Annotated in this window: 14 protein-coding genes; 3 read left to right on the top strand and 11 right to left on the bottom strand. The window is 43.2% G+C overall.

Going from position 1 to position 17,820, the window contains the following annotated elements; translation table 11 throughout:
* Positions 1-56: 56 nt before the first annotated feature.
* A complete protein-coding gene (locus AAEY78_RS10695; protein ID WP_352339323.1) occupies positions 57-1,379 on the bottom strand; it encodes an FAD-dependent monooxygenase in 1,323 nt (440 codons plus the stop codon).
* Positions 1,380-1,971: 592 nt separating this feature from the next.
* Between AAEY78_RS10695 and AAEY78_RS10690 the strand changes: the two genes are divergently transcribed.
* Complete coding sequence (locus AAEY78_RS10690; protein WP_352339342.1) at positions 1,972-3,060, top strand: PhoH family protein; 1,089 nt, start codon at positions 1,972-1,974, stop codon at positions 3,058-3,060.
* A gap of 114 nt (positions 3,061-3,174) precedes the next feature.
* Positions 3,175-3,822, top strand: a complete 648-nt coding sequence (ybeY, locus tag AAEY78_RS10685; protein ID WP_352339322.1) for an rRNA maturation RNase YbeY — start codon at positions 3,175-3,177, stop codon at positions 3,820-3,822.
* A gap of 41 nt (positions 3,823-3,863) precedes the next feature.
* On the opposite strand, the gene AAEY78_RS10680 is transcribed toward ybeY, so the two are convergent.
* Positions 3,864-4,748 (bottom strand): mechanosensitive ion channel family protein, encoded by an 885-nt coding sequence (locus AAEY78_RS10680; RefSeq protein WP_352339321.1) that lies wholly within the window; start codon positions 4,746-4,748, stop codon positions 3,864-3,866.
* A gap of 287 nt (positions 4,749-5,035) precedes the next feature.
* Here AAEY78_RS10680 and AAEY78_RS10675 point away from each other — a divergent pair, with 287 nt between their 5' ends.
* Positions 5,036-5,848, top strand: a complete 813-nt coding sequence (locus AAEY78_RS10675; protein ID WP_352339320.1) for a hypothetical protein — start codon at positions 5,036-5,038, stop codon at positions 5,846-5,848.
* Positions 5,849-5,963: 115 nt separating this feature from the next.
* Here the strand turns inward: AAEY78_RS10675 and AAEY78_RS10670 are convergent, their stop codons facing one another.
* The 9 genes from AAEY78_RS10670 to nuoG all read right to left on the bottom strand — a co-directional run bounded on the left by AAEY78_RS10670 (position 5,964) and on the right by nuoG (position 17,820).
* A complete protein-coding gene (locus tag AAEY78_RS10670; protein WP_352339319.1) occupies positions 5,964-6,785 on the bottom strand; it encodes a ferredoxin--NADP reductase in 822 nt (273 codons plus the stop codon).
* 175 nt (positions 6,786-6,960) lie between these two features.
* Complete coding sequence (locus AAEY78_RS10665) at positions 6,961-8,442, bottom strand: NADH-quinone oxidoreductase subunit N (protein WP_352339318.1); 1,482 nt, start codon at positions 8,440-8,442, stop codon at positions 6,961-6,963.
* Between the two features lie 3 nt (positions 8,443-8,445).
* Entirely contained in the window at positions 8,446-10,071 is a 1,626-nt protein-coding gene (gene nuoM, locus AAEY78_RS10660; protein ID WP_352339317.1) for an NADH-quinone oxidoreductase subunit M, read from the bottom strand.
* A 1-nt stretch (position 10,072) separates the two neighbouring features.
* On the bottom strand, positions 10,073-11,947 hold the full coding sequence (gene nuoL, locus AAEY78_RS10655; protein ID WP_182407367.1) for an NADH-quinone oxidoreductase subunit L: 1,875 nt from the start codon (positions 11,945-11,947) through the stop codon (positions 10,073-10,075).
* 4 nt (positions 11,948-11,951) lie between these two features.
* Complete coding sequence (nuoK, locus tag AAEY78_RS10650) at positions 11,952-12,263, bottom strand: NADH-quinone oxidoreductase subunit NuoK (RefSeq protein WP_182407388.1); 312 nt, start codon at positions 12,261-12,263, stop codon at positions 11,952-11,954.
* Between the two features lie 86 nt (positions 12,264-12,349).
* On the bottom strand, positions 12,350-13,105 hold the full coding sequence (gene nuoJ / locus AAEY78_RS10645; protein ID WP_502943747.1) for an NADH-quinone oxidoreductase subunit J: 756 nt from the start codon (positions 13,103-13,105) through the stop codon (positions 12,350-12,352).
* Positions 13,102-13,650 (bottom strand): NADH-quinone oxidoreductase subunit NuoI, encoded by a 549-nt coding sequence (nuoI, locus tag AAEY78_RS10640; protein WP_182407365.1) that lies wholly within the window; start codon positions 13,648-13,650, stop codon positions 13,102-13,104. Before nuoI ends, nuoJ begins: the two co-directional genes overlap by 4 nt.
* A gap of 44 nt (positions 13,651-13,694) precedes the next feature.
* On the bottom strand, positions 13,695-14,690 hold the full coding sequence (gene nuoH / locus AAEY78_RS10635) for an NADH-quinone oxidoreductase subunit NuoH (protein ID WP_502943746.1): 996 nt from the start codon (positions 14,688-14,690) through the stop codon (positions 13,695-13,697).
* Positions 14,691-14,739: 49 nt separating this feature from the next.
* Positions 14,740-17,820 carry an NADH-quinone oxidoreductase subunit NuoG gene (gene nuoG / locus AAEY78_RS10630; protein ID WP_352339314.1) on the bottom strand — a complete coding sequence of 1,027 codons (3,081 nt, stop codon included), beginning with the start codon at positions 17,818-17,820 and terminating at the stop codon, positions 14,740-14,742.

The following is a 17,820-nucleotide window of genomic DNA, read 5'->3' as shown; positions in this document are numbered from 1 at the left end:
AATCTACTCATTCTAAATTTTTAGTTGTTTTTAAAACCTTAATGATTAGATAAGCCCTAAGATTTTAAGCCCATCGCATAATTAGCAACCAGCGGTTTAATATTGGGTAATTTATCAAAAGCCAATAATGCAACATTACGTGCCAGCTTAATGGCTGGATTGGGATGGGTAAAACCATGCACGACGGCATCACAAAAACGAATCACGCGTTTTTGATCGGATTGCCGTGATTTCTCATAGCGCTTTAATAGGGTTGGGTTACCAATATCAGCACCTTTTAGCACTTGCGTACTTATCATTTGTGCAAGGACATGGGCATCACGCATACATAGGTTAAAGCCTTGACCGGCAACCGGATGCAAAGTGTGCGCTGCATTGCCCATAATGACGCAGCGTCCTTGCACTTGCTTGTCTGCCAATACACGCGTTAATGGATACGCGCCACGACGACCCGCTTTAATAAACGTGCCTGCGCGTTGCCCGAATGCCTGCTGTAAAGTTTGTAAAAACAGCGTATCATTTTCTAAATACTGCGTTTCTTCGCCTGTCGGACACACCCAAACCACGGAGCGTCTATAACCTTGTTGATACTCATCATTGCCATTACCTTCTGGATCGGTCAATGGTAATACCGCTAAAGGTCCCGCGGGGCTAAAACGCTCAATCGCACTATGCTCATGTGGTTTATCGGTTTGCACCACACCGACAATCGCCGTTTGCTGATAATCATAAGTTGTTGTACCGATATCAAGCAGCTGACGCACGGTAGAATCGCGACCATCACAAGCAACCAAGAGACTTGCCTGCAATTCTTGCTCATGCTCTTCTTCATTATAATAATTAAAGCGCAGTTTGACCCCAGTCACTTGTTGTTCAACTGCAGTAACATTGGCATGATCGATAATCGTAATCAGCGTCTCATTTTGCGCGGCTAATAATAGTTTGCGTCCCAGCCATGCATTTTCCATCACTTGCCCAAAGGACTCGACTTGCTCATCTGCTTTATTCAACTGCGCACGCCCAAAACTACCCTGCTCGCTAATTTGTACGGCATCAATGCGGCAAGCATGGCTTTGCAATTCTGACCACAAACCAATCTCTTGATAAATCTGCACTGTGCGCCGTGATAACGCGGTATTACGACTGTCTAAATAATGACTGCGTGTCTCATCATCATGGGGGCTAAGCGTCGGATAGCTGTTTTTTTCCAGTATAGTGCTGGCAATGCCATGATGTGCCAACAGTAGCGCAAAGGACAAACCCACATGACCACCACCAACAATAAGTACATGTTGCTCCGTGAGCGCTGCTGCATGAGTAGATATTGATTGATTAGAAGACTGCTGATCACTTGCTGCATTTGATGCGATATTTATCATCTTATGTTTCCTATGATGCGTGGCTTAATGCGTTTTTATGACGCCATTTATAACCGCCTACAACGGTTTATTCGCTTATATTTTTATGCGTATGGATTTGATATTGAGGAAATGACTGCTTAAATTGCCAATAATGACTCAACAGATTACCACAAATTATTGTCCACTCCCTATACTGACGGGTATAACCAGCAACGATTAGAAATCAAGGTCAGGTCAGGTTGCCAAGTGGTTGCAATCGACATACAAAAACCGCCCTATCCAGCGCAGCAATGGCTTGAAATTTAAAATCTATCAACCATAATAAAGTAAGTGCTTATCTCTTTGTCATTATTCATTCCAACCTACTATGAATGTCGTTAAAGCTTTTGTTTCTATGTAAAAAACACATTTATACACCTTTGGACACATTAGCTTTTAAACTTAATAACCTTTTAAATTTAATAACTTTTTGAACTTAATATTTTTAAACTTAATAATAGCGCACCAAACACCCTCTCTATTCAGCCCACTAAGCGTGTCATTTATCAAACAATACTTACTATCAATGACATGGGGCCTTTAATAAAAGGATAATCGCTTGACTGACACAATGAGCCGCCACGTAAAAATCGAATTTTTGACTCCAGCCCAGCTAAAAACAGTGCTTGGGGAATACAACAACAACTTAAAATATCTACAAGAGCGTCTCGACATTAAAATTAACCAGCGCCAAGGGGACTTTACCTTAAGTGGTGATATCAGTGGCGTTGAGCGCGGTGAACTGATTTTATATAAACTGGTCGATGAAGCGCAAAATTCAAAAAACATCAGTCCAGAAGAGCTGCACCTGATTATTCAATCAAGCCTTGCACGTGATCAGGATATCGATGACGATTTGCCAACTACTGACATAAGCAATGAAGATGATTTAGATGCGCCCAATGACTTTACCCCTGTCAGTCTCCGTACCCGTAAAGGAAAAATCATCCCACGCGGTGGCAATCAGCAACGTTATGTCAAAGATATTTTGTCCTCTGACGTGTCCTTTGGTATTGGTCCTGCTGGTACAGGTAAAACCTATCTCGCGGTTGCCTGCGCGGTTGATATGATTGAGCGCAACGAAATTGAGCGTATTTTGCTGGTACGTCCAGCGGTTGAAGCAGGCGAAAAACTGGGCTTTTTACCCGGTGATTTGACCCAAAAAATCGACCCTTATTTGCGCCCATTATATGATGCGCTATATGAGATGATAGGCTTTGATAAAGTCGGCAAAATGATTGAGCGCCAAGAAATTGAGATTGCACCACTCGCTTATATGCGTGGGCGTACGCTAAATAACTCATTTGTGATTTTGGATGAGGCGCAAAATACCACTCCTGAACAAATGAAAATGTTCTTAACCCGCCTAGGCTTTGGCTCACGCGCTGTGATTACAGGGGATATTACGCAGGTCGACTTGCCACGCGGCACCAAGTCAGGATTGGCGCAAGCAATGGAGATTTTGAGTGATATTGAAGAAATTCGTATTACTAAATTTGACTCAAAAGATGTGGTACGCCATCAATTGGTACAAAAAATTGTTGAAGCCTATGATGTCTTTGATGAAAAAGAAGAAGTACTTAAAGAGAGGCGCAAACAAGAGCGACTGGCTGAGCAAGAGCATAAACAGGCAATAGCGAATGCCGCTGCTAAGTTATAGCGCATACTGTTAAAATTTTTATCTTAAACTTCTAAATGCAAAAAAACCGGATATAATGTCCGGTTTTTTTGCATTTATTTTAATAAATAAACGACATTAGCAACGAGTATAATAATGAACCACTCTAATAATGAAGATTATCATATGAATAATACCGATACGGATAATTCAGACAGTATTAATTCAAGCATTAATAACTCAAATACTAGCAACTCAGACTCATGTGAGATTTCAATTAGTGCTACCGATAGTATCGATGCCGAGCTGATTAACAGTTTTTATGCAGAAGAAAAGCTCTATTCTGTATTGGTCGCAACGTTAGGCTATGTGACTGAGCGCATGAATAAGGGTCTTGTCCTGCCCTACTTTGCGGATATTGATACAGCAGTATGGGCGAAAAAAGTAAAAGGCTTAGATATTTATATCACTGATACTGTGGAAGGGCGAGAGCTCAATCTAGAGGCGCGTGGCAAAGATTATGCGACCAATATTTTATCGTATCCAAGCGAGATGCCAGCAAGTATTATTGAGTTGATGCCGACATTACCACTGGGTGAGCTCATTATTTGTCATGAAGTCGTTATACGTGAAGCCGCTGAGCAAGACAAAGCCATTGAGCAGCATATTAGCCATTTATTAGTACATGGTATTCTGCATTTACTGGGCTTTGATCATGAGCTTGGGCAAGTTGAGCAGGATGAAATGGAAAGTTTTGAGATTGATATTTTAGCGCAATTAAACTTGCCTAATCCTTACCTTTAATCCCGCTCACTTTTCTAACTCTAGTTTTTTAATTATGTTTATCACTTTTCTTTATGCAAAATATTCAGCGGCGGCTTGGGCGTTTGCTCTTTATTCACCAGTTGCTCTAACCCTTTAACATGAACACTGCGCTGCGGAAAGGGCATATCAATTTTATTATCGTCCAATGCATATTTAAACTGCTCAAGCAAATCACACTGCATACTCCACCAGTCATCATTGGTGGTCCAAACATTGAGGGTCAAATCAACGGAGTTATCGCCCAAATTGGTTACCCGAACAATGGGCGCAGGCTCACTAAGTGACATGGCATTGCTATTCGCCAATTCCAATAGGATATTTTTTGCGGTTTTTATATCGGCATCATAGCCAATACCAATGGTAATATCGACGCGGCGATTGGGCAGCGTCGTATAGTTGATAACCGCTGAGGTAGTAATACTGCTGTTCGGAATAATGATATCGTGATTATTCACCGTCGTCATATGGGTATTAACTAAGGTAATCTCTTTAATCGTGCCCGTAAATTCCTTAATCTGCACATAGTCACCCCGTACAAAGGGGCGAAAAGTTACAATCATAATACCCGCTGCAAAATTTGACAGCTGATCCTTTAATGACAGTCCTATTGCAACGGCAGCACCGCCCAAAATCGCAACCACTGATGTCGTATGTACGCCAACCTTATTCAGTGCGGCAAGAACAATGATGACCAATAATATGCCGTATAATAATCGACTTAAAAAGTTTGCGGCTGTATGTTCTATACGGCTACGCACCATCAATCGATTGGCAAAATTGACCACTCTGTGAGCCAGCCAGCGCCCAAATACGAAAATAAGCAACGCAATAATGACTTTAAATAATAAGCTCAAGCCATTTTCGGTGAGTGTTGCCAAATCAAGGGTAAATCCTAAAAATTCCATAATAACTCGTTGTACTGTCTTTTTTATAAATGGGTTGTCAATACGTTATGTTTTATAAGTCTACTTTGTTCTATAAATTTATTATTATCCGCCGAAACTTATTGGCGTATCAGCGCGTTGTTTAGGTTATTTGCTACAATACGCGCCCATCAGTTTTGCGCTCTTAGCTTTTACTATATACTCTTTTTATTGCCCATCTTACACTGCCGCTTATAAATACAATCACCAACTTACGGTTGATATCAGCGCACCTTTTTCTATAATAAATACTTATAAGGATAATAATTTTGAGTAACTTTGAGAGTTTTGATAAATCTGGTAGCTCTAATAGCGCTAACAATTTTGACAGCTTCGATAATTTTACGGATACGTTAGATCAGCGCTTTAATGAATCCTTTAGCGACGGCTGGAACAGCTTAACTCAAGCGATAAAAAATCTATATAACAAAACCACCGATAAACTTGATGATGAAATCCGGATACCTGTTGCACAAAAATACGTCAATGATGCGCTACAAAAATTTGTCACTGATAATGTTAACGCCATTTTAGAGCTACGTGTTGAGCTGCATGAGCAATGGTTTCGGCTGTATTGTACGATTAACGTCGCTGGCATCTACGTCGAAGTTGCCAGTAACTTTAAACTGGTGCATGCTCAGCTTGATCGCAATGTTCAGCGCTTCGTCTTTGGGCAATTAACCTACACCGATGTGCTCAATTTACGCTGTGACTCCTTTGCCAAAAGACAAGGTATCAAGCTGGCGATTTGGTTCTATCATAGCGTGCTTAAAAAAGACCCGTTGGGCGTTATTCTCACTTATATCAATATTGCCCGTGCCAAAGAAGATATTATTTATCTAGACATTCATCGCTGGCTAAAAAAGAACCAAAAAATCATGAGTACGCTGCATAAAGTGCAAATCAATTATGGTGAGGTTGAAGAAGAACAGCTTATTCTAAAAACCCAGATTAACTATCGCGATTTATTGGGCACAAGTGGCGGTGAAAACATCATTGATGATGACGACAGCAACGAGCCAGAACTGATGAAAGGTCCTATCAATCCTCTCGGTGATGCTACCGAACCCAGTCAGGAATAAGCAATAAAGACTAAAGACAATCAATCCAAATCAAAAAGGCTTGAGTCTCATCTCTTGATAAATATATAGCCGCCATTCTACTTTTGATTCGATAAGTTGCGGCTATAAAACCTATTTACCAATAGTTTTCTACGGCAATATTACCCTCGCCGCGACGATTCATTACTAAGCCAAGGGTTTTTAATGCCTCTTTGGTATCATCTACCATTTCTGGATTACCACATACCATCACATGGGTACTATCTATCTCCAGCGCAATACCAGCTTGTTGTTGCAGCGACCCTTCTAGTAGCAACTTAGGCAAACGCGCGCCTAACGCACCATCTACCGATTCCCTTGTGACAATGGGCACAAAAATCAAACGTGCCGGGTTGTCTACTAATGAGCCAAAATCGTCTTGTAACTGGTTAATCTTATCTACATAGGCCAGCTCATCAGCCGTGCGCGCACTGTACGCCAATACGATATGCTCATAATCTTGCCACGTTTGCAAATCTTGTAACATCGATAAAAAGGGTGCTAATCCGGTGCCCGTTGCTAGTAACCATAAATCTTTAGGTAACGGCTGCTGATAGCGAGCAAGCGTCAAAAATCCAAATGGCATTGTATTAAGCAATAGCCCATCACCTACTTGCAGATGCTGCAATTGCGATGTAAAAGCACCATCTGCAATGACAATAGAAAAGAACTCTAGCACCTCGTCAAATGGGGATGAAACAATAGAATAAGCCCGAAAGATATCTTCATCAGGTACTTGCACTAGAACTTGTTCATCTTGGCTCAAATGATATTTCAGCCGACTGGGATTGACACCCAAGCGTACAAACTGCCCTGCTGTAAATTTAAAACTTGTTGGACGTGTCACAGTAAAACTAAAAAGATTCGGCGTCCAAGTAGTCTTACTAAGTACCCTCACTGCTTGAATATTGTCACTCATAGTACTAAATCGCTTATCGGTTATTGATGTTTTTTATTGATTATTAGATGTTAAGAATTTAGCAAGTCATACAAAAAAACATGCGCCAAGTTTATCATAAACGTGGCGCATCTTGGTTTTCTATCCGTAACCGCTCAATGAGAGCAATTATTCAGAATGAATTATTAATACGTTGCTATTGCCAAATACGAGCCATACTTGACCAAACAATTAGACTGTTTGGCAGGATACCAAGGATAAGAACCACTGCCGTGACCCCAATAACCATCAATCCGCCCATACGCACGCCCCATTGTCCAGAAACGTCAAACTCAATAAATTCTTTTGGACGTTTAAATAGCGTTAACAGCACGCGTAGATAATAGAACAAACCAATACCACTGCCCAAAATAATCATTGCTGCTAAGAACCAGTTAGTGCCTTGCACCGCTGCTAATATCGCAAACAGCTTAGTAATAAAGCCTGCAGTCAGCGGAATACCAGCTAATGACAGCAACATAATGGTGAGTACTGCGGTTAATACCGGACGACGCCAAAACAGCCCTTGATAATGAACCAGCTCTTCAGCTTCACCGCTTAGGCGATAAGGGCTCGACATCAACGTGACCACACCGAACGCGCCAATGGATGTAAAGGCATAAATCGCCATATACATGCTTGAGATGCTATCGGCTGCGCTACCAATGCTAACAATGACTACCATCACATAACCCATATGGGCAATAGAAGAATAACCAAGTAAGCGCTTCAGATTGGTCTGGCGTACCGCTAATATGTTACCAACAAGAATAGATAAGGTCGCCATGACCATAATCAACATCTGTACTGATGGTAAAGCTAATAGCGCTGTATCAATAAGAAAGCGGATTGCTAATGCCATCATGGCCACTTTACTCACTGACGCTAAGTAAGTGGCAATAGGTGCAGGTGCGCCTTCGTAAACATCCGGTGTCCAGGCATGAAAAGGTGCTGCAGATAATTTAAAGGCAATACCAAACATCATCATTGCCGCGCCCACGATTAATAGTGGTGAATCGAACATATCCGCCATCTGCAAGCTGATCTGCTTAAAGCTTAATGAGCCCACTTGGGCATAAATAAACGCCATACCCATAAGCAAGGTTGCTGATGCGGTAGCCGACAATACCAGATATTTTAGCCCCGACTCAAGCGACTTATTGCGTAAAAAGGTATAAGACAATAAACCATATAATGGAACAGACAATAGCTCTAAACTCATAAAGAATGATGCCATATGCTGCGAACAAACCATCAGTAAGGCGCCGACGGTAGATAGCAGCATAAGCAAATACAGCTCATCTTTATTGTCTTTTAAATTCAATAAGTAGGCGTACGATAGCGTACAACACGCCAGCGCACAGATAAAAATAACCACCATATTAAACTGGGCAAAATTATCTATAACAAATAAATGCTCTGCTTGTGGCAACGCTGACCCTGTGGTAAGAACCCCACCAATTTGCGCCAGCAAGATAAATAGACCTACGTTAAGACCAACTACGGTAATCGTTCCCGTAACCACATGCGAGCGTTTGATAGTAATGGCGATCATCACAATCAGCGAGGTAATCACTACCGCAATGATTGGCGCATAAGGCATAAGCCCCATCAAATCATTCATCGTAAATTCATTCATGACTTAACGTGCCTCCATTGCATCAAGTAACTGCGACGCATCGACTTGGGTGACTTGACTATAAACATATGCATTATTTATCCACTGCATCGCATGACTTGAGGTATCAAGGAACGGCTGCGGATAAAGTCCAAGCCATACCAAACCCATCGCTAGTAAAATAAGCAATGACAACTCACGCTTGCCCAAATCCTTTAAATTACGCTCAGGTAGACCATGTGACTTGGTTTCATGTAACGCCACTTCTTTGATATTATTCGCCCCAAATAGCGCGCGGTGAATCAAAATCAGTGAATACAACCCTGCTAATACCAAGCTGAGTGTTGCCAATACCACAAACACCGGATACTGAGCAAAAGAGCCAAGCAGAATCATAAACTCACCGATAAAGTTCCCCGTACCCGGTATACCTAGCAATGCAGCACAAAAGAACATCAATATCGGTGCATAATAACGGAACTGTCCCCACATACCGCCCATTAGAGTTAAATCGCGGGTATGCAGACGCTCATAAAGCTGACCTGCCATAATGAACAGTGCTGCTGAACTTAACCCATGTGCCAGCATCTGAATCATCAAACCTTGCAAACTGAGTAATGTACCAGCGTAAATGGCTAATACTACAAAGCCCATGTGCGAAATACTAGTATATGCTAGCAGACGCTTCATGTCAGTCTGCATAAATGCCAGCCATGCGCCGTAGAAGATACCAATGGTACCTAAGGTCATGGCAATCGGTGCAAACTCTTGTGATGCTGCTGGAAATAATGGCAATACAAAACGAATCAAGCCATAAGCAGCGGTCTTAATCAATACCCCTGCCAAATCCACTGAACCTGCTGTTGGGGCTTGCGCATGCGCATCTGGCAACCAACCATGAAACGGGATAATCGGCAACTTAACAGCGAAGCCAATAAAGAAGCATAGCATAATCGGATATTCCCAGCCGCCAAGAGGCGTACCGAGCAAGTCATTATAATTAAAGCTTACCGTACCACGGTAGGCATAATTAATAATTACCAAAATTAAAATACCGATGAGCATGATAAGCCCAGACGCTTGGGTATAAAGGAAGAATTTAGTTGCCGCATACTCTTTGGTCTTGCCCGGTACATCATGACCCCAAAGAGCAATCAGGAAGTAAATCGGAACCAGCATCATCTCCCAAAAGAAGAAGAATAAGAACATATCAATGGCTAAAAATACGCCGATAACGCCGCCCAAACTCCACAATAGATTGAGATGGAAGAACCCAACACGGCGTTGAATCTCGTTCCACGAACAGGCAACGGCAGCCACACCCAGCAATCCAGTTAGACCTACCATCAATAATGATAAACCATCCATTGCTAAGTGAAAGCTGATACCAAAGCTAGGTATCCAAGGCACGCTAAATTCTGCAACCCAAGGTACTGACGCATCTGGCGCAATAACCTGAGTACTCATACCAGAAAAATCGCCTTGCTGCCATAACACTACTGACAGACCAAAGGTGATTATCATACCAATTAACGCAATCCAGCGTGGCAAGCGTTTATTAACCCGCTCAACCAACCAGCACAGCAGACCGGCTATAAACGGCACAGCGATTAATGCTGGTAGCATCCACGTTTGTTGTAACTCTATCATCTTATACCACCGTCATCATTACCAGCACCAACAATACAGCGACGCCCAAGCCAAAGCTTGTGGCATAGCCTCGAAGTGACCCTGTTTGCGTTGCAGACAAGGCTTTATTACCCGCTGATGCCAGCATTGGCAATATATTCCACGACTTATCAATAGGATCGGCTTTGAATAAGCGGCCAATGAATAAAAAGGGTTTTACAAACACAATATCGTATAGCGCATCGAAGCCCATACCATGATAGCACCAGTGATATAGCGCAGCGCCAATACGTGTATGCTTAAATCTGGTCAATATACGACCTTTATCCACCGCATATAATAAGGCGGCAATAATTAAGCCCGCAAGCATTGCTCCCATTGCGATAAATTCAGCCGTATGCTTGTCATGTGCCTGATTCGCCAATTCTAATAAATGCCCAGCGCTCTCTGGCAACACGCCTTGTAGCGGTGGCGTAATAAATGCGCCTACAGCCGTTGATAATACTAGTAATACGCTAAGTGGTAACCAGTAAGAGATACCTGATAGCTTGTGCGCATGGGTTTTTTCTTCACCAAAAAAGATAATCCAAATCATACGGAAAGTATATAACGCGGTTAAGAAGGCACCAAACACACCCATGTAAAATAAGAACTGATGACCCGTGGCATAGGCTTCCCAAAGAATCGCTTCTTTTGAATAAAAGCCAACGGTGACAAAGGGTATTGCTGCCAGCGCGCCACCACCAACGATATAACACCAGAATACCAATGGAATCTTTTTACGTAAGCCGCCCATCTTAAAGATATCTTGTTCATGATGTACGGCTAGTATCACCGCACCTGACGCTAAGAATAATAAGGCTTTAAAGAAAGCATGGCTCATTAAGTGGAAGATTGCCCCTTGCCAAGCGCCAACACCCAGTGCCAAGAACATATAGCCAATTTGACTCATCGTTGAATAGGCAAGAATACGCTTGATATCAGTTTGTACCAGTGCACAGAATCCAGCAACAACTAAGGTTAAAGCACCTACAGCGCCAACCCAATACAGCAGTACACCCGGAGTCAATAAGAATAGCGGATGCATACGGGCAATTAAATACACCCCTGCGGTTACCATGGTTGCCGCGTGAATCAATGCCGATACTGGAGTTGGACCTGCCATTGCATCGGCAAGCCAGGTATGTAGTGGCAACTGAGCCGACTTACCCATCGCCCCACCAACCAGCATCATTGTGGTTAAAATCATCACTGGATTATTAACATCGAACACCTCAGGCGCACGGGTAATAATCTCTTGAATGTTTAAGGTACCAAATTCGCGGAATAATAAGAACAGCCCGAACGCTAAAAATACATCACCGACGCGCGTTACGGTAAAGGCTTTCATTGCCGCACGACCGTTGGCGCGGTCTTGGAAATAAAAACCAATCAGCAAGTAAGAACAAATACCTACACCTTCCCAGCCAAGATATAGTAATAATAAATTATCGCCCAATACCAATAACAACATACTGGCAACGAATAAATTCATATAACTGAAAAAGCGCCCAAAGCCCTCTTCACCGTCCATATACCAGGCGGCAAACAGGTGAATCAAAAAGCCAATACCAGTAATCACACCAGTCATAGTCAACGCTAAGCCATCAAAACTGAGACCGAAACTGGGTGCAAAATCACCGACTTGTAGCCAAGTCCATAACGGCATCTCGACCACTGCTCCGGCAGGATAGCTGGTTAAAAATGTAAAACTGACCACCAGTGCGCACAATGCTGACAATAGCATGCTGCCGACACCGACCACGGCGGCTACCTTTTGGGACAATCGATCTCGCATAAAGGCTAGAATCAAAAAGCCAATGAGCGGGAAGATAAAGGTTAATGGTAATAAATTCATGACATCATCCTTTCATCTCATTGGCGCTATCGACATCAAGATGCCCACGCTTATGATAAAACTGTAATAATATTGCCAAACCAATAGATGCTTCAGCGGCGGCTAGGGTTAAGATAAAGATGAACATAATTTGTCCATCAGGGTCCACCCAGCGACTACCTGCAATTACAAATGCCAGCGCTGCCGCATTCATCATGATCTCAAGGCTCATTAGCATAAATAAGAAGTTACGCCGTACCATCACACCACATAGACCAATCGCAAATAAAATACCTGCCAAAATTAATCCATGGCTCATGGGTATCGTGCCAAGCATATTTTGTGCCGCAACCGCTGGCTGTACTAAGCCTGCCACTTCATGGGCAAACGGTACATTTGACACCTCTTGTGCCACACTTACAGCTAATACCATCGGTCCGACTCCTTACGTCTGCTTGCCTGAGTATCTATCTGCGTACTGACAGCACTAACATAGTCATGAGGGTCAACATCTTTATATTCGTAAGATTCAGGCATTACATCTGCTGTATCGGCAACATGATTGGCATTGATATCCATCGTGGTGTTGTGAAGGTAGTTTTTAACATTACCGCCACGTCTATCAATATCCAGCTCATTATCAGCAATGATCTCATCATTAAGAGATTCTTTACCTAAGTGATACGCTGCAACCAATGCTGCTAATAATAACAATGCTGCTACTTCAACCAACATCATATATTTACTAAATAATGCCGTGCCGACCACTTTAGCAGAGACTGTCACACCGCCAATGACTGCTGCCTCATCATGATTGATACCAATCAGCGCATAAAGTACTACAGCAATAACAATCGTTAACCCTGTTGGTACTGCCCAAGTTCTAGCATCTAACCAGCGCTCTTCTCGCGACTCGTTCGCCATTCCTAAGTTGAGCATCATAATCACAAACACGAACAATACTAAAATAGCACCTGCATACACTACAATCTCAAGCGCACCTGCAAAAGGCGCACCTAATATAAACAAAATACCCGCAACGGCTAATAACGACACAATCATCGATAAAATAGCATGAACAGGATTTGCATGGATGACGACGCGCAGACTGGCAAAAATAGCCACCGCTCCAAGCGCATAAAACCCCACCAAATCAGGATTATTTAAAATAGTCATTATGGCAGTAAGCTCCTTAGATCAATAGGTGCCGACTCATTTTGCGCCGCGCCTTTAGGTTTATCTGCCACCGCCATTCCGGATACACGATAATAGTTATAATCAGGATACTTACCCGGTCCTGAAATAAGCAAATGTTCTTTTTCGTAGACCAAGTCCTGACGCACATATTCGCCCATCTCAAAATCGGGGGTCATCTGAATAGCGGTCGTAGGACACGCCTCCTCACACATACCACAAAAGATACAACGCGAGAAGTTAATGCGGAAAAACTCAGGGTACCAACGCCCATCTTCACGTTCTGCTTTTTGCAATGAGATGCATCCTACCGGGCAAGCAACAGCACACAGATTACAGGCGACGCAGCGCTCATCTCCATCCGGGTCACGAGACAAAATGATACGCCCCCGAAACCGCGGCGGAACTGGAACTGGCACTTCAGGATATAAGATGGTATCGCGCGGACGTAGCGCGTGACTGTTGACCATCCACATGCTGCGGACAATGGTAAATATACCAATGACAGTCTTTTTTATGGTCGTAAACATGGGATTATTATCCTTATCAGCATTACTCTAGATCATCCGCGGGCTTACAGCGTTGGAGAGAAAATCAAAATGACTGCGGCAGTAACCAATAAATTAATCAAGGTTACTGGTAAACATACTTTCCAGCCAAAGTTCATCACCTGATCATAGCGTGGACGCATGAGCGAGCCACGAGCCAAAATAAACATGGTCATAAAAAATAGCGTTTTAATCATGAACCAAAAAGCTGGCGGTACAAATGGAATATTTAAATTAAAAGGCGCAAGCCAGCCACCAAAGAACAGACAAGTCATTAACGCTGAAATCAATACCACGTTGACATATTCGCCGATAAAGAACATACCAAACTTCATACCTGAATATTCGACATGATAACCTTCGGCTAGTTCTTGCTCAGCTTCTGGTTGGTCAAACGGATGTCTATGGGTAACGGCAACACCAGCCACGACAAAGGTCAAAAACCCAAAAAACTGTGGAATAATATACCAACCATTAGCTTGTGCTTCAACAATCGAACGTAGGTTAAATGAACCCGTCAAAGCAACCACACCCATCAACGATAAGCCTAAAAAGACCTCATAACTGATGGTTTGTGCGGCAGAACGTAGACCACCTAATAGCGAAAACTTATTTGCTGAAGCCCAGCCACCAAACATCACTGCGTAAACCGCTATCCCTGCCATGGCAAAGAAGAACAATATACCGATATCCCAATCTGCCACGCCAAGCGTTGGTGAAATCGGAATAATGGCAAAGGATGCCAATGCGGTAAACATAGCAACCGCAGGTGCCAGCACAAAAATAAACTTATCAGTAAAATTTGGTGTCCAATCTTCTTTAAAGAAGATTTTCAGCATATCAGCAACCAGCTGCAACGAGCCAAAAGGACCCACGCGATTAGGACCATAACGGTCTTGCCATAGCGCCAGCATACGGCGCTCATAGACAATCATCAACGCAGCGACTATCACCACTACTAAAAAGATGACCAAAGACTGTACAACCATAAATAGGATGGACCACGTTTCAGCAGTCATCATACCAGCTAAAAAGCTTGGCGCTTCAGGGATAATACGGGTAAATGACATATTAAACCTCTTGTATGGTTGTCGGTATTGGTATTACAGGCTCTGCTTTATCAGTGGTTAATAAGGCGCTATCACTTGCCATAGCGCCAGATAACGATACAGCAGCGAGTGGTGCAGCAACTTTACGTACGGATGCCAGCATAGAGGGATGAATCATAGTCACCTGCCCGACCGGATAGCCAATACAGCCTTCTGCTAGATAGTGCACTAATTGCACAGGTAAGGTGATGTGCTGTTTATCAATTTCAATCGCTAAGTAATCGCCTTGAGCAACGTCCCAAGCACTGGCATCATCACGACCGATTTGCCATGCAGCAACGGGTAATTGCCCTGCGACGACTGGACTACGCGATGCCATTATTGAACTGGCATAAATATTATATACTGGCACAAGCTTGGCTTGACCTAACTGAATGTCAGTGGTGATTGACGCAATATCAGGTGCCACATATTGACGTGCTGCTAATCGCTCTAGCTGATCAAATAAGCGAACGCCCGGATCACCATTTTTCAAGCTACCGCCGACTTTATCTTGATATTTATTCCACGCTTGTGGCGAATTCCAACCGGCTGATTGGGCGAAAGGAATCATTGAGCTTGGCGTTTGCGTACCGCTATAACCTTCCATTGAGAAGGTTAAGCCGGTATCCAAATCTTTTGGCTGCATCGGCTCATGTACAGAAATTGGTGCGCGCATTGCCGTACGACCTGAATAACGGCGTGGCTCACGCGCAATTTTTAAACCACTAATACGGTAATCAGCATCAGGTGCTGCTGCTTTAATACCAACAAGTTTTGGATGCGTGGCTATTAAGGCATTAATCACGTCATCAAGTTGTGTCCAGTCGACCGCTTTACCGAGTAAACTGCTATGCAAAGCATGTAACCAGCGCCAGCCTTCTTTAATATTACTTAGCGGATGATAATAGGTATTGTCATAAACTTGAAAAAAGCGCTGAGCACGACCTTCAGCCGATACTAACGTACCGTCTGCTTCAGCAAAGCTTGCAGCTGGCAATACGATATCGGCAGCTTTATGCCAATCTAATAATTGATGATCCAAGGCAATCACTGTCTTATCAGCCAACAACTGGGCAAGCTTTTCAGCATCAAGTACGTCAGTGAGTTGATTTTCAGCCACGATAACCACATCAAAATCAGTCGCTAATAATTCTTCAACTGATTGACCACCAAGCAAACACACACCAATACTATTGGCATCGGTTACTACTAGATAAATACCTGCTTGGGCATGGTAATTAGTATTTTCATGCTTTAGTTCCAACGGCGTTGCTGGCGTACGCTCAACATTGTCTTGGGTTTCAGTATTGCTACTTGCTGAAGGTTTATTCGGCTTCGCAGCAAGCTCTTGATCATCAACTGGCTTTTCTTGTTCTTGGGCCTGCTCTTCTGCAACACGAACTTTTGCATTATGCGCTTCAATATATGCATATTCAGTGGCTTTAATCGCGCTGCGTTTTTGCGTCAACGCTTGTGTGATTTGCGCTGCGGCTTCTATTAACGCAATCGAAGACAAACTGCTGCCTGATACAACCAACGGCTTATCGGCTTTAATCAAGTCGTAAGCAATTTGCTGGGCAAGCGCTTGCATCGGATCAGCATCTGCACTTTGTTCTGTATTAGGCGCGTCAATTTTTGCAAAATTATCTGCTAAGTTGGAAATCTCACTAGCGACTTTAAAGCCAAGCTTAGTAATATCTTCAGGCGTTGCCACCACGCTAACTTTACTAATATCATCAAGTTTGGTTTGTGTCACATCAATGACATATACTGGGCTGAGAGCACCTTGCGCAATACGTTGTACAGGCTCTGCTAACCAAGGCTGCGTTTGTACGGCCGCTGCCATTTTAAACGCTTCATTTTTTGCTGCCTGACGTACTGACAATGCTACTCGTGATGATGTTTGGGTAATATCTTCACCCAAAATCAATACCGCATCATGACTTTCAATATCCGTCATGCCTGGATTATAAATACCTTCTGTACTTAATACTTCAATACATTTATTAACCAATGCTTGTTGCTGATGGCTCATACCGGTTGAGAAGTTATCAAAACCAACCAGATTTTTAAGCGCAAAATTAGTCTCTAAACTAGCGCGTGCCGAGCCAATACCAATAATTTTTTTATCTTGTAAGCGTTTAACTGTCTCATCAAGGGCATGATCCACGCTAACTTCAAGCAGCGTATTATTAGTACGCTCAAGCGCTTGAGTTGGACGATCTTCACGGTTGACGTAGCCATAACCAAAGCGACCACGGTCACATAAGAAGTAACGATTAACCTCACCGTTATAGCGGTTTTCGATACGGCGCAGTTCGCCATAACGCTCACCAGCTGATATATTACAGCCCGCAGAGCAACCATGACAGATACTTGGCGCATACTGCATGTCCCATTTACGGTTATAACGATCCGAATGCGTTTTATCCGTAAATACGCCGGTTGGGCACACTTCCGTTAAGTTGCCAGAAAACTCACTTTCAAACTGACCATCTTTATCACGACCAAAATACACGCGATTGTTAGAGCCATAGACGCCTAAATCTTCACCGCCTGCATAGTCTTTATAGAAACGGACACAACGATAACAAGCAATACAGCGGTTCATCTCATGCGCGATAAACGGACCAAGCTCTTGATTATGATGCGTACGCTTGGTAAAGCGATAGCGGCGACGACTGTGACCTGACATATACGTCATATCTTGCAAATGACAATGCCCACCCTCTTCACAGGTTGGACAGTCATGCGGGTGGTTGGTCATTAGTAGCTCAACCATTGACTTACGGAACGCTTTGGCTTCGTCATCGGTGACCGAGATATACATATCATTGCTTGGCGCTACCATGCATGACATGACTAAGCGACCGCGACCCGCTTCCATATCTTCTTTAGTCATATACTGCTTGACCGCGCACTGACGACACGAGCCTACCGAGCCTAAAGCAGGATGATAACAAAAATAGGGGACATCAATGCCGAGCGACAAGCATGCCTGTAGCAAGTTGTCCGCGCTATCTACTTCGACAGTGGTTCCATCAATATGTATGACTGCCAT

The sequence above is a fragment of the Psychrobacter sp. 16-MNA-CIBAN-0192 genome (assembly GCF_040309565.1).
GTDB lineage: Bacteria > Pseudomonadota > Gammaproteobacteria > Pseudomonadales > Moraxellaceae > Psychrobacter.
Note: the sequence above shows the minus strand (reverse complement) of the source record. Positions and strands in the feature narration are given on the sequence as shown.

Coding starts and splice junctions, on each gene's coding strand:
- AAEY78_RS10695 (WP_352339323.1), bottom strand. CDS start 1,379: ATGATAAATATCGCATCAAATGCAGCAAGTGATCAGCAGTCTTCTAAT.
- AAEY78_RS10690 (WP_352339342.1), top strand. CDS start 1,972: ATGAGCCGCCACGTAAAAATCGAATTTTTGACTCCAGCCCAGCTAAAA.
- ybeY (WP_352339322.1), top strand. CDS start 3,175: ATGAACCACTCTAATAATGAAGATTATCATATGAATAATACCGATACG.
- AAEY78_RS10680 (WP_352339321.1), bottom strand. CDS start 4,748: ATGGAATTTTTAGGATTTACCCTTGATTTGGCAACACTCACCGAAAAT.
- AAEY78_RS10670 (WP_352339319.1), bottom strand. CDS start 6,785: ATGAGTGACAATATTCAAGCAGTGAGGGTACTTAGTAAGACTACTTGG.
- AAEY78_RS10665 (WP_352339318.1), bottom strand. CDS start 8,442: ATGAATGAATTTACGATGAATGATTTGATGGGGCTTATGCCTTATGCG.
- nuoM (WP_352339317.1), bottom strand. CDS start 10,071: ATGATAGAGTTACAACAAACGTGGATGCTACCAGCATTAATCGCTGTG.
- nuoL (WP_182407367.1), bottom strand. CDS start 11,947: ATGAATTTATTACCATTAACCTTTATCTTCCCGCTCATTGGCTTTTTG.
- nuoK (WP_182407388.1), bottom strand. CDS start 12,263: ATGCTTGGCACGATACCCATGAGCCATGGATTAATTTTGGCAGGTATT.
- nuoI (WP_182407365.1), bottom strand. CDS start 13,650: ATGTTTACGACCATAAAAAAGACTGTCATTGGTATATTTACCATTGTC.
- nuoH (WP_502943746.1), bottom strand. CDS start 14,690: ATGATGACTGCTGAAACGTGGTCCATCCTATTTATGGTTGTACAGTCT.
- nuoG (WP_352339314.1), bottom strand. CDS start 17,820: ATGGCAGTCATACATATTGATGGAACCACTGTCGAAGTAGATAGCGCG.